Origin of the sequence: Streptosporangium sp. NPDC051022 (genome assembly GCF_040683035.1) — a bacterium.
Classification (GTDB): domain Bacteria; phylum Actinomycetota; class Actinomycetes; order Streptosporangiales; family Streptosporangiaceae; genus Streptosporangium.
The window spans coordinates 26074-38225 of the sequence record NZ_JBFBCF010000002.1 but is presented as its reverse complement, the minus strand read 5'-3'; the positions used below and the strand labels follow the sequence as shown (position 1 = coordinate 38225).

Annotated in this window: 11 protein-coding genes; 9 read left to right on the top strand and 2 right to left on the bottom strand. The window is 72.5% G+C overall.

What is annotated here, in order from left to right; all coding sequences use genetic code 11:
• Nucleotides 1–275 precede the first annotated feature (275 nt).
• From AB0N02_RS04365 to AB0N02_RS04345, 5 genes are all read left to right on the top strand, one after another.
• A complete protein-coding gene (locus AB0N02_RS04365) occupies nucleotides 276–1634 on the top strand; it encodes a glycerophosphoryl diester phosphodiesterase membrane domain-containing protein (RefSeq protein ID WP_363942607.1) in 1359 nt (452 codons plus the stop codon).
• Nucleotides 1619–2284, top strand: coding sequence for a DUF4129 domain-containing protein (locus AB0N02_RS04360; RefSeq protein WP_363942604.1), 666 nt, complete (start codon nucleotides 1619–1621; stop codon nucleotides 2282–2284). Before AB0N02_RS04365 ends, AB0N02_RS04360 begins: the two co-directional genes overlap by 16 nt.
• Nucleotides 2281–3486 (top strand): DUF4350 domain-containing protein, encoded by a 1206-nt coding sequence (locus tag AB0N02_RS04355; protein WP_363942601.1) that lies wholly within the window; start codon nucleotides 2281–2283, stop codon nucleotides 3484–3486. Before AB0N02_RS04360 ends, AB0N02_RS04355 begins: the two co-directional genes overlap by 4 nt.
• A gap of 263 nt (nucleotides 3487–3749) precedes the next feature.
• Nucleotides 3750–4826 carry a MoxR family ATPase gene (locus AB0N02_RS04350; protein WP_363943417.1) on the top strand — a complete coding sequence of 359 codons (1077 nt, stop codon included), beginning with the start codon at nucleotides 3750–3752 and terminating at the stop codon, nucleotides 4824–4826.
• Between the two features lie 54 nt (nucleotides 4827–4880).
• Nucleotides 4881–6248: a DUF58 domain-containing protein gene (locus AB0N02_RS04345; RefSeq protein ID WP_363942598.1), complete on the top strand. Its 1368-nt coding sequence runs from the start codon at nucleotides 4881–4883 to the stop codon at nucleotides 6246–6248.
• 72 nt (nucleotides 6249–6320) lie between these two features.
• Here the strand turns inward: AB0N02_RS04345 and AB0N02_RS04340 are convergent, their stop codons facing one another.
• Complete coding sequence (locus AB0N02_RS04340; protein WP_363942596.1) at nucleotides 6321–7316, bottom strand: stage II sporulation protein M; 996 nt, start codon at nucleotides 7314–7316, stop codon at nucleotides 6321–6323.
• Nucleotides 7317–7713: 397 nt separating this feature from the next.
• On the opposite strand from AB0N02_RS04340, the gene AB0N02_RS04335 reads away from it, so the two are divergent.
• Entirely contained in the window at nucleotides 7714–8256 is a 543-nt protein-coding gene (locus AB0N02_RS04335; protein ID WP_363942593.1) for an MOSC domain-containing protein, read from the top strand.
• A 262-nt stretch (nucleotides 8257–8518) separates the two neighbouring features.
• Nucleotides 8519–9391 (top strand): arylamine N-acetyltransferase, encoded by an 873-nt coding sequence (locus tag AB0N02_RS04330; RefSeq protein WP_363942590.1) that lies wholly within the window; start codon nucleotides 8519–8521, stop codon nucleotides 9389–9391.
• A 218-nt stretch (nucleotides 9392–9609) separates the two neighbouring features.
• On the opposite strand, the gene AB0N02_RS04325 is transcribed toward AB0N02_RS04330, so the two are convergent.
• On the bottom strand, nucleotides 9610–10860 hold the full coding sequence (locus AB0N02_RS04325) for a hypothetical protein (protein ID WP_363942588.1): 1251 nt from the start codon (nucleotides 10858–10860) through the stop codon (nucleotides 9610–9612).
• A 175-nt stretch (nucleotides 10861–11035) separates the two neighbouring features.
• Here AB0N02_RS04325 and AB0N02_RS04320 point away from each other — a divergent pair, with 175 nt between their 5' ends.
• Together AB0N02_RS04320 and AB0N02_RS04315 are read left to right on the top strand one after the other, a co-directional pair.
• Nucleotides 11036–11311, top strand: a complete 276-nt coding sequence (locus AB0N02_RS04320) for a hypothetical protein (RefSeq protein ID WP_363942586.1) — start codon at nucleotides 11036–11038, stop codon at nucleotides 11309–11311.
• Nucleotides 11308–11634: a hypothetical protein gene (locus AB0N02_RS04315; protein ID WP_363942583.1), complete on the top strand. Its 327-nt coding sequence runs from the start codon at nucleotides 11308–11310 to the stop codon at nucleotides 11632–11634. The genes AB0N02_RS04320 and AB0N02_RS04315 overlap by 4 nt, the downstream gene beginning before the upstream one ends.
• Nucleotides 11635–12152 lie beyond the last annotated feature (518 nt).

The window sequence follows — 12152 nt, the reverse complement described above, 5'->3', positions numbered from 1 at the left end:
CCCTTGTCCGGCCACCGGATGACACCGCCGACCGCCAGACATCCGAATGCCGAATTTTAGGCGCACACAACGTAAAGCGCGCAGTACACCCCCATGCGGCCCTCCCCGGCCCCGGCGACTGCGGACGCCAAGCGGAGATGGTCGCCTTCCCAGTCTGAGGTAAACGACCGTCTCTCGGCCATCCCTCCGGCATCTCCGGCGGTCTCCCGGAGACGAAACCCCGGTGTGATCTCCCGAACAGCCCAAGCGGTGTGTCCACATGTCAGGATTGGGTTATGTCAGACGGTCACGGCTCCACACCCGGTACTCCACCCGGCTGGGCGTCCAACCAGCCTCCACCGTACGGCGACGCCTCCGGGGCGCCATGGACCGCGCCCGGATCCGACGAGCCGTCACCGTCGCAGCCCCCTCCCCCGCCTCCGCAGCAGCCGTACGGCTCGCCGGGCGCGCCGCCGTACCAGGAGCACCCCTACGCCCCGGGCCGGCAGTACGGCCCGCCACAGCACGGTCCGCAGGGGCCACAGTACGGCCCACAGTACGGCCCGCAGTACGGCCCGCAGTACGGCCAGCAGCCGCCCTACGGCTACCGCCCCCCGCCCCCCGCCCTGCGGCCCGGCATCATCCCGCTGCGGCCGCTCACACTCGGCGACATCATCGACGGCTCGATCAAACTGATCCGTTCGAACCCGAAGGCCGTGCTGGGCCTGTCGGCCATCGCCGCCGCGCTGGGCGCCATCCCGGTGGCGATCGGCCAGGCGCTGATGCTGGGCAGGATGAGCGCGATCATCAACAACGAACCGGGCGCGCTGACATCCGAGATGCCGGAGGCGGGCTTCTTCACCCAGTACGGAGGCACGCTGATCTCCTACGCGGTGCAGTTCGTCGCGGTGACCCTGCTCAGCGGCGTGCTGACCCGGATCCTCGGCCGCGCCGTCTTCGGCGGGAAGATCACGGTCGGCGAGGCGTGGCGGCTGACCAGGGGCCGGGTGCCCACGCTGTTCGGGCTGGTGGTCGTCGAGGCGCTGATCCTGCTGATCCCGGCGGCCCTGCTGATCGGGCTGACCTTCCTGCTGGCGGCGGCGCAACTGGACAGCGGGACGACCGTCCTGGTGCTCCTGCTGGCGATGCTGGCCTACATCTGTTACGCCGCGTTCTTCACCACGCGCCTGGTGCTCGCGGCTCCGGCGGCGGTGCTGGAACGCAGCGGCGTCTTCGCCTCCCTGCGCAGGTCGTGGCAGCTGACGCACGGCGGCTTCTGGCGGACGCTGGGCATCCTGCTCCTGACCGGGCTCATCGCGGGCCTGGTCGGCACGGTGATCTCCTTCCCCTTCACCCTCGCGGGGGGCATGGCCGGAGTCTTCGGCCTGAGCGTCGGCGCGCGGATCCTCGCCGCGGTCCTGATCGCCGTCGGCGGCACCATCGGGGCGATGATCACCTACCCGTTCCAGGCGGGGGTCAGCGGCCTGCTCTACGCCGACCGCCGGATGCGCGTCGAGGCGTTCGACCTGGTGCTGCAGACCGCGGCGATCGAGCAGCAGCGCCAGGGGTGGGTGCACTCCTCGGCCGACGACCTGTGGCTCCCGTCGTCCACCCCCGGCGGGCCGGGCCAGGGAGCTCCGTGGTCCGGTCACTGACGGCCCTGGCGGCCCCGCTCGCCGCGGTCCCGATCGACATCGACCGGGACCGGGCCGCGAGGGAGGCGGCCCAGGAGCTGCTCAAGCCCGAATACGCCGGGGAGTCCCTGATCGACCGCGTCATGCGATGGGTGAACCAGTTCATCGGCGACCTGCTCGACCAGGAGTCCATCGGCGCCGTCGGCAGCGTGGCGGCGCGGATCGTCCTCCTCGCGATCGTGGTCGCCGCCGTCTTCGCGCTGGCCATGGTCGCGCGCCGGACCACCCGGGACGGTGTCGCCCGGCGGGAGGGCGTCTTCGGGGAGGGCCGCCGCACCGCGGCCGAGCACCGCGACGCCGCCGAACGGCTGGCCGCGCAGGAGCTGTGGGCCGAGGCGATCCGCGAGCGGCTCAGGGCCGTCGCCAGGGATCTGGAGGACCGCGTCATCGTCGACTCGACGCCGGGCCGTACCGCGGGAGAGCTCGCCGCGGAGGCCGGGCTCGCGCTGCCGGACCACGCCGCCGAGCTGGCCGCGGCGGCCCGGGTGTTCGACGACGTGACCTACGGCGAGGTACCGGGCACCCCCGACTCCTACGGGCTCATGCGCGACCTCGACGAGCGCCTGCGCACGGCCCGCCCCGCGCTCGCCGCGCAGGGGAGCCCGTCGTGAGCCTCGGCACCGCCCGGGAAACGGGCCTGGCGCCGGCGCCCGCGCCGGCGGGCGGGCAGAGCTCGACGTCGCCGACCGCGCGGAGCCTGTGGCGCGCCGGCCGGGGCGTCCTCCTGGTCGCGCTCATCGTGCTCGTCGGCGCCGTCGGCGTCGCGCTGCTCAGCGGCCGGCCCGGCGAGGGCAGGCCGCTGGACCCCGCCGACACCTCGTTGTCCGGCGGCAGGGCACTGGCGCAACTGCTGCGGGCCCACGGCGTCCGCGTCACCCGGGTGACGTCGGCCGCCGAGGCCCTGACCGCCGCCGGCTCCGGTGACGGCACGCTGCTGCTGGGCGACACCTCCTTCCTCACCGACGAGGACGCCGCCCGGCTCGCCGTCATGCCGGTCGACCGGCTCGTGATCGGTTCACAGCCGTACCTGAAACTGTTCGCGCCGGGGGTGACGTCCACCAAGACGGCACGGTCGCGCTCGCGCGAGCCCCGGTGCGGGCTGCCCGCCGCGACCAGGGCCGGCAGCGCCTACCTGGGCGGCGCGGTCCTCAACGCCCCCGCCGGGGCCGCCCGCTGCTACCCCTCGGGTGACGGGCCGACCCTGGTCCGCTACTCGGCCGGGCCCTGGACGGTCACGGTCGTCGGCAGCGGCGACTTCATGAGCAACCTGAGGCTCGCCGAGGACGGCAACGCCGCACTGGCGCTGAACCTGACCGGGGCCAAGCCCTCGGTGATCTGGCTGACGGCCCCCGAGGTCGTCCCGCGGACGCCCGGGGGCCAGAGGGCGCAGAGCTTCTACGACCTCGTCCCCGCCGGGGTCAAGTGGGGCGTGGCGCAGCTGGTCCTGGCGGTCGTGTTGCTGGCGCTCTGGCAGGGCCGCAGGCTCGGCCCGGTGGTGACCGAACGGCTGCCCGTCGTGGTCAGGGCGGCCGAGACCGTGGAGGGCCGGGCCAGGCTCTACCGGGCCAGACGCGCCCGCGACCGGGCCGCCGCCGCCCTCCGCGCCGGTTTCATCGACCGGATCACCCCCCGGCTCGGGCTGCCCTCGGCGGCCGGGCCGGACGCGAAGGTCGGCGCGATCGCCGAGCGGACCGGGCAGGCGGCCATGCATGTGGGCTCCGCGCTGTACGGCCCGCCACCGGCCGACGAGGCCGGGCTGATCGCCCTGGCCGCATATCTTGACATGTTGGAAAGGCAGGTCAGAGAGTCTTGAGCGAGCGTAGCGAGCCGCCCTTCGGGCATCCGGGTCCGGAGACCGGCGGGGGCCCCGCGGGCACGCCCCAGGGCGGTGTCCAGGGCGGCCCGCCCTATCCCGGCCAGGGCGGCACACCCGCCGCGGGCGGCCAGAGCGGCCCGCCGTACCCGGGGCAGGGCGGCGCACCGTACCCGGGTCAGGGCGGCGCACCGTACCCGGGTCAGGGCGGCGCGCCCGCCGCGGGCGGCCAGGGCGGCCCGCCGTACCCCGGCCAGGGCGGCATGCCCACGGGCGGCGGGCCCTACCACGGCGGCCCGGCCGTTCCGCCCCCCGCCGCGACGCCCCCGGGCGCGCCTTCCGCGCCTTCCGCGCCGGTGCCGCCGGGCGCGCCCCACGTTCCGCCGCCGCCGGGCGCGAACGGCGCGCGAGAGGCGCTGGGCGCGCTGCGCGCCGAGGTCGCCAAGGCCGTCGTCGGCCAGGACGCGGTGGTCACCGGACTGGTGATCGCGCTGCTCTGCCGCGGCCACGTGCTCCTCGAAGGCGTGCCCGGCGTCGCCAAGACCCTGCTCGTCAGGACGCTCTCGGCCGCGCTGTCGCTGGACTTCAAGCGGGTGCAGTTCACCCCGGACCTGATGCCTGGCGACGTCACGGGCTCGCTGGTCTACGACGCCAAGACGTCGGAGTTCGAGTTCAGGGAGGGACCGGTCTTCACCAACCTGCTGCTCGCCGACGAGATCAACCGCACGCCCCCGAAGACCCAGGCGGCGCTGCTGGAGGCGATGGAGGAGCGGCAGGTCAGCGTGGAGGGCAAGGCGCGCAGGCTGCCCGACCCCTTCATCGTGGCCGCCACCCAGAACCCCGTCGAGTACGAGGGCACCTACCAGCTCCCAGAGGCGCAGCTCGACCGGTTCCTGCTCAAGCTGACCGTGCCGCTGCCCGCCCGCGAGCAGGAGATCGCGGTGCTGGAACGGCACGCGCTGGGCTTCGACCCGCGCGACCTGTCCCACGTCAAGGCCGTGGCCACCGTCGAGGACCTGGACGCAGGACGCGTGGCGGTCAGTCAGGTGCACGTGGGTCCCGAGGTGCTCGGCTACATCGTGGACATCGCCAGGGCCACCCGTCAGTCGCCGTCGCTCCAGCTCGGCGTCTCGCCGCGCGGCGCGACCGCGCTGCTGGCCGGTTCCCGCGCCTGGGCCTGGCTGTCCGGCCGTTCCTACGTGACCCCGGACGACGTCAAGGCGCTGGCCAGGCCCGCGCTGAGGCACCGGATCCAGCTCCGCCCGGAGGCCGAGCTGGAGGGCGCGACCGCGGACGGCCTGATCGACGCCATCCTGACCTCCGTCCCCGTCCCCCGCTGACGATGCGCGGACGGCCGGAAGAGGGCATTGGGACGGTGTTGAAACGGTGCTGACATGGCTCTGACGGGACGGGCCGCACTGCTGGCCCTGCTGGGCACGCTGGTCGTGCTGTTCGCACCCGATCCCGCGCTGGCGGTGGCGGGGACGGCGCTGCTGCTCCTGGCGCTGATCGCGGTCGACCTGCTGCTGGCGGGAAGCGTGCGCCCGCTGCGCCTCAGCCGCGCGGGCGACCGGCTGGTACGGCTCGGCGAGACCGCAACGGTCGAGCTGATCGTGGAGAACCCCGGCCCACGCCGGGTCAGGGGCGTGCTCAGGGACGCCTGGCCCCCCTCCGCCGGGGCGGCCCCCCGGCACCTGGCGCTGGACGTCCCCGCCGGGGAGCGCCGCCGGCTGGTCACGACGCTCACCCCCACCCGCAGGGGAGACCGCGAGGCGGTCACGGTGACCGTGCGGGCGCTGGGCCCGCTGGGCATCGCGGCCCGCCAGGGCTCCCACCGGGTGCCGTGGTCGGTGCGGGTGCTGCCGCCGTTCCTCAGCCGCAAGCACCTGCCCGCCAAGCTGTCCAGGCTCAGGGAGCTGGAGGGCAGGCACCCGTCGATGATCAGGGGGCAGGGCACCGAGTTCGACTCGCTCCGCGAGTACGTGGTCGGAGACGACGTCCGCTCGATCGACTGGCGGGCCACCGCCCGCCGCAACGACGTCGTGGTCCGGACCTGGCGCCCCGAGCGCGACCGCCGGGTGCTGATCGTCCTGGACACCGGGCGCACCTCGGCGGGCCGGGTGGGCACGGCTCCGATCCCGCTGGCCGGGGAGGTTCCCCGGACGCGCGGCGCGCACGACCGGACGACGGTCGCGCCGGGCTGGCCCCGCCTGGACTGGTCGATGGACGCGGCCCTGCTGCTGGCCGCGCTGGCGACCCGCGCGGGCGACCGGGTCGACTTCCTGGCCCACGACCGCGCGGTGCGGGCCTGGGTCTCCGGCGCCAGCCGTACCGACCTGCTGTCGACGCTGGTCAACACCATGGCCCCGATCGAGGCCGAGCTGATCGAGGCCGACTCTGCGGACATGGTCGCGGCCGTCCTGGCCAGGGCCAAGCGGCGCTGCCTGGTCGTCGTGCTGACCGACCTGAACGCGGCGTCGCTGGAGGAGGGCCTGCTGCCGGTGCTTCCGCAGCTCTCCTCCCGGCACCTGGTGCTCCTGGCCGCCGTCTCCGACCCCCAGGTGGCGGCGATGAGCACCGGACGCGGCACCTCGGAACTGGTGTACGGCGCGGCCGCCGCTGAACGCCAGGACGCCGAGCGGCGCAGGATCACCGCCCGGCTGCGCCGCCACGGCGTCGAGGTGGTGGACGCCGCCCCCGAGCAGATCGCCCCCGCCCTGGCCGACGCCTACCTGGCCCTGAAAGCCGCCGGCCGCCTGTGACCTTCGGGCCCGGGGTGGCCGGACCCGGGGTGGCCGAAGCCGGGATCGGGGCCGGGCCGGGGGTGGAAGTGCCTATCCGGCGCTGGGTGCGAGGTCTGGGGCCCGTTCGAGGTCGCCGGTCTCCCCCGCGGCCAGGGCGCGGCGGCCGAAGAAGATCACGTATGCCAGGAACGCCGCCTCCGCGACCACGCCGATGCCGATCCGTGCCCAGGTGGGCAGCCCCGAGGGGGTGACCAGGCCCTCGATGAGGCCGGAGACGAACAGCACGACGACCAGGCCGAGTGCCACGCTCATGACGGCCCGGCCCTGCTCGGCCAGGGCCTCGCCGCGTTTGCGGGGTCCGGGGTTGACGACCGTCCAGCCCAGGCGCATGCCGACGGCCGAGGCGAGGAAGACGGCGGTCAGCTCCAGCAGGCCGTGCGGGGTGATCAGGCCGAAGAAGATGTCGAGCTTGCCGCGTGAGGCCATCAGCCCGGCGGAGACGGCCACGTTGGCCGCGTTCTGCCACAGGATGTAGGGAATCGGCAGGCCGAGCAGGATGGCCGTGATGATGACCTGCATCGAGACCCAGGCGTTGTTGACCCAGACCTGACCGGCGAACGAGGCCGCGGGGTGCTCGGAGTAGTAGTCGGCGAAATCGTGGTCGACGAGCTGGGTGATCTCCTCGGGCGTGCCGATCGCCGCCTGGACCGCGGGATCACGCGCCACCCAGACGGCCACGATCGCGGAGACCAGCAGGAACGCGGCGGTCGTGCCGACCCACCACCAGCGGGCCCGGTAGGCGACCACCGGGAAGGACACCGTGAAGAAGCGGACGAACTCCCGCCAGGCGGGGGTGTGCGCGCCGGTCACCGCGGAGCGGGCCCGGGCGACCAGCGCCGACAGGCGTCCGACCAGGATCGGGTCCGCCTGGCCCGAACGGACGATGGACAGGTGCGTGGCGACCCGCTGGTAGAGGTCGACCAGCTCGTCGATCTCGGTGCCGTCCAGCGATCTGCGACGCCGGATCAGCTGCTCCAGACGGTCCCAGGACGGGCGGTGCGCACTGACAAAGGCGTCGATGTCCACCGGGAAAGCGTATCCACATCTCCCCACCCCGCCGGAAAGTACGGCTCACCCGCCTCGTCCACCCCACCCGGCCCGTACGGTTCACCACGACCACTCCCCGAGCGGTCGCCCGCACATATCCCGCCCAGTCACCGCAGCACCACAAACCGCCCGACCAGAATCACGTAGGCTGGGGCCGATCCGGCGGCAGCCCCGTGTGGGCTGGGTCCATCCCGAGGGCAGGCCGATGCGATCACCGGCATACCCGGCCGGGAGTTCGGTTCACCGGTGCGCCCGGCCGGGAGCTCCGTGGCCGGGAGTTCCGTGGCTCTCGGGGAGCCTCGGAGCTCAAGACGTCTCGGCGCTCAAGACGTCTCGGCGCTCGGGGAAAGCCTCGGCTCTCGGGGAAGGGGAAGGCATGCGCGGCACGGTCGACGCCGTCAGTCTCAGTGCGACCCACGACTTCAGCAAGCCGAACGCCCCCTCCATCCGTCTCCTCGCGGGACTCGGCGTCGAGGGCGACGCCCACCTCGGCGTCACCGTCCAGCACCGTTCCCGCGTCGCCCAGGATCCGGCCCAGCCCAATCTTCGGCAGGTCCACCTCATCCACGCCGAACTCCACGACGAGCTCCGCACGGCGGGGTTCACCGTCGAGGCCGGTTCCCTCGGGGAGAACGTCACCACACGCGGCCTCGACCTGCTCGCCCTCCCCCGAGGCACCCACCTTCACCTCGGCGGGGACGCCGTCGTCGAAGTGACCGGCCTGCGCAACCCCTGCGTCCAGATCGACTGGTTCCAGCAGGGGCTGCTGAAGGCGGTCCTGGGACACGACGAGGACGGCAACCTCGTCCGCAAGGCGGGGATCATGGCCGTCGTCCTCACCGGCGGAGAGGTCCGCCCCGGCGACGAGATCCGGGTGACCCTCCCGTCCGGTCCCCACCGCCCACTTGAGCGGGTCTGACCTCCGTCCCCCATCTCGACGCCCCCTCCACCTCGACGCCCCTCCACCTCGACGGCCTCGGTCCTCCCGGCGGCGACGTCCCACCGTCCGCTCCGGGGAGCGACACGGCGTACATGCGGATCCACTTCCCGAGGTCGGGCACCGACATCGCCACCGCCGTCATCGAAGTGACCGGCGGTTTGACCTCAATCCCGGTAGAGGTTCTAGGGTTCTGGGTTCGGAAGCGTCGATCGGGACCTGCCGAGCGGAGGAGGACGAGAACATGGACCACGCGGACCCGTATCGCGGCTGGAACGGCGACGAACTGGACCTGGACGCGTACCTGACCCGGATCGCCTTCGCCGGGGGCTCCGCCGACCTCGCCCCGACCGCCGAGACCCTGCGCGCCCTGCAGCGGGCACACAGCACCGCCATCCCCTTCGAGAACCTTGAGATCACGCTGGGCCGCCCCGTCCTCCTGGACATCGCCGACCTTCAGCGCAAGATGGTGCACGGGCCGCGCGGCGGCTACTGCTACGAGCACAATCGGTTGTTCGCGGCGGCCCTGGAACGGCTGGGCTTCGGCGTCACCGGGCTGGCCTCGCGCGTCCGGCTGGGCTCGGGCAGGCTCCGGGCCGCGACGCACGCGCTCCTGCTGGTGGACACCGCGGAGACGGCCGACGGCGGCCCGCGATGGCTCTGCGACGTCGGCTTCGGCGAGGGACCTATCGAGCCGATCGAGTTCGCCGACGGCGCCGAGTCGCTCCAGGGCGGCTGGCGCTTCCGCCTGGAGCGCCACACCCCCGCCGACGGCCCGCAGGAGTGGGTGCTGTACTCACTCCGCCGCGACGGCTGGCTCGACCTGCACGGATTCACCCTCGATCCGCGCTACCCGGTGGACTACGTGATGATCAACCACTACATCTCCACCCACCCTCGCTCGCCGTTCGTCGACGCCCCGGTGGTCCGGCGGCCCGGCCCGGACGTCCTGTACGGCCTGCACGGAACGAAGCTGACGGCCTCCCGCCCCGACGGCTCCGTCGAGGAGCGGACGCTGGAGCCGGGCGAGGTCCCGAAGATCCTGGAGGAGACGTTCGGCATCACCCTGCCCCCGGCCGACGCCACAGCCCTGATCGCCTACCTGACCTCCCACTGACCCACCCCCAACGCCCCGGTTTCCCGCGCCCCGCCCCAGCCACGACCGCCGACGCGCCCCCCTCCCCGCCATCCCGCGACCCCCTACTGCGCCGGTACGGCGAGCGATGAAGCAAACCGGACCGGCGCCAATGAACGGCGGGCAACGCGGTGAACGTTCCGGGGCACGTCACAGCACTGCCGGTCGTACTGCTGCCGCCTCCTCGCCACCCGGCGCTGTCAGAATCCAGCGTTTCCCTGAGGGGCGCACAGTTCGCGGTACACCTCGCGTAGTTCGACGGCTTCAGGTACTCGGCGGGCTTCAAGGGTGTCGATCACCTCGGCTGCCCGCCAGTAGTTCGACGGAACCAGGATGCCGCTTGTCACCGCCGTGAGGGTGAGGTGTCCCGCCTCGTCGATCTGGTCGGAGGCCATCAGGGCCAGAGCCAGGTCAAGGCGCGCGGACATCGCCCTGCGTGGCCGGGGCGGCCCTTCTTCCGGTGACTCCATCCGGGCGAGCACCTGGCGGGCGTACTGCTCGGCGGCAGAATCCCCGAGCCATGAAAGAGCCGTCGCCTTATAGGCGTCACCCTTAGCAGGGTCGTATCGATAGTGGTGTTCCGGCCGTTCCGGCATCGGCAGGGTAGAGACCAGCCGGTCGACGCGCTGTATCGCGTCGTGGGTTTCCCTCACGGCCTCCAATCGCGCCCATGCCCGTCCCTCTTGTGCCGTCGCCTGGATGTAAGCCGAACCGCCATGCGGCGCGACTCGCTGAGCGGTTCGGGAAAGGGTCACGGCACGTCGATAGTCGCCGTCGGTCAGAGCCTGCCAGGCTTCCGTCTCCATGCACCACGCAAGGATTTCGGGATATTCGGCCTGCTTCGCCAGCTGGGCCGCGGTCCGAAGCTGCGCTCTGGCCGCCGGGAACCGGTGAAGGTCGATGTTGCAGGTGGCCGCCAGCAATGACAGCCATCCGCCGACCACGAGAAGCCGGCGATGCTCCACGAGCGTCTTCCTCGCGTCGAGCAGCCGCGCGACGTACGTCAGATGCCGACGCACCCTGTCCAGCAATTCAGTCGGTGGCGTGCCCTGATAGGCCACCGCGAGGTCATCGAAAGCCGCCTCCAGCCGAAGGAGCGTCTCCTCACTCACGTCGCTGCCGCCGACCCGGCGTGCCAGATCCATTGCGGCGATCTCGTCGTCGTGGATGACGCCGTTGTCATCGTCCGCGGAGTCGTCACCGAACAGCTCCGCTTCGCTCGTGCTGAAAACGCGGCAGTACAGCAGTCGATAGGGATCCTTCGGCTGGTGCTCACCAGCCTCCCACGACTTGATCCTTCTGATGATCGTTTCTCGTGCGGGCAGGCAGATCCGGGACAGGTCCGCCGCGGCTTCGGCCAGTGCCTTCGCCATGTCGCGCTGGGACCATCCTCGTTCACGCCGCTTGCTGCGGAGTCGGAGTGCCCATCCGGGGACGTCTTCGGCGCTCATGCATGCACCTCATCACGTGGAACACCTGACGGGGAAAGGCTGCTCCCTCAGTGTCCCCCATCCGCACCTGCCGTTACGTGCTCTCAGCCCATTGAATGAAGTCACGCTCTGAAGGCGGACGAACTCACTCTGTAAGAATCGGACGGACCTCTGATCGAGAAAGGTCTCCTGCCTTATGACACCCCCTGGGACCTCACCCCCCGTTCCCGTGATCCCCGGCTGGCGGGTGATCCTCAGCGACAAGGGCAGACTGTGGGCCTCACGGGTCGTCCCGTTCACCGACGCCCAGCTCGGCACGGGGGCCGGGCGGACGGTGGACGCTGACACCTTGGACGAGCTCAGGGCCGAGGTCGCCCGACAGGAGGAGGCCGCCGAGCAGGCGGCCGTTCAGGCAAACGGGCGGGCGCCGGGGAAGGCCGCCGGGCAGACTTCCGGGCGGGTGACGACGTGATGTGGCGCCGTCACCGTACGGCAGGCCGACACCGTAACAAGGAGACCGGCCCTCCGGTCCCGGCAGCGCCTCACCGCCCGTGGGACGGCCCCGCCCGCGCGGAAGCCGAGCGGCTGACCCGTACCTGGACGGGTTGGACCGTCCTGTACGGCCCCGGCAGCCGCCGTTTCTACGCCGTGGCGACCTGGCCGACACCCGAACCGCTGGTCCTCGAAGACCGCACCTCGGAGGGCCTGGAGCTCCGCATACGGGAGACGGAGGTGGCCATGACCGCCCGGCGAGGAGTGGTCGGCACCGCCCCGTACGGCCTCCGGGCCCCCTGAAGCAGGCGCGGCGGCGACACTTCCCCGGCGCGCCGCCGCGCCGTACCTCGTGCGGCTCGGGAAGGAGGGGTCCCGAGCCGCACCCCCATCACGGCTCCGCACCCGGATCCCGCCCCCAACCGGGAAGCCCGCCACGGATCCGGCCAGGAAGGTTTCCGGGTCACGCACCGCTCATCGGCGCCGATCAGGTCCGCGACACTCCTCGCCGTACCGACGCGGTTTCGGAGCCCAGTGCCAAGTGGGGGAATCGCATACCCGGCAGGGTGGGGGAATCGCGCGCCCGGCCGAGGGGATCGCGCATCCGGCCGGGTGAGGGAGTGGGGTGGGCATCGGCCGCACCACCGGAGCAGCAGCACCACGGGCGGGGGAAACAGGCTGCGGGATCCCGGACCCGGCCAAGAAAGACACGAACCCACGGGCCCGACCAGACCACATCGGGCACCCGCCCCAACCATGCCGTGTACCCGGCCGGGTGAGGGAATGGGGCGGGCAACGACCGCACCACCGGAGCAGCCGTA

What these genes read in the sequence shown, in the direction of transcription:
- AB0N02_RS04365 (WP_363942607.1), top strand. Translation starts at nt 276, where the DNA reads ATGTCAGACGGTCACGGCTCCACACCCGGTACTCCACCCGGCTGGGCG.
- AB0N02_RS04350 (WP_363943417.1), top strand. Translation starts at nt 3,750, where the DNA reads ATGCCCACGGGCGGCGGGCCCTACCACGGCGGCCCGGCCGTTCCGCCC.
- AB0N02_RS04345 (WP_363942598.1), top strand. Translation starts at nt 4,881, where the DNA reads ATGGCTCTGACGGGACGGGCCGCACTGCTGGCCCTGCTGGGCACGCTG.
- AB0N02_RS04335 (WP_363942593.1), top strand. Translation starts at nt 7,714, where the DNA reads ATGCGCGGCACGGTCGACGCCGTCAGTCTCAGTGCGACCCACGACTTC.
- AB0N02_RS04330 (WP_363942590.1), top strand. Translation starts at nt 8,519, where the DNA reads ATGGACCACGCGGACCCGTATCGCGGCTGGAACGGCGACGAACTGGAC.
- AB0N02_RS04325 (WP_363942588.1), bottom strand. Translation starts at nt 10,860, where the DNA reads ATGAGCGCCGAAGACGTCCCCGGATGGGCACTCCGACTCCGCAGCAAG.
- AB0N02_RS04320 (WP_363942586.1), top strand. Translation starts at nt 11,036, where the DNA reads ATGACACCCCCTGGGACCTCACCCCCCGTTCCCGTGATCCCCGGCTGG.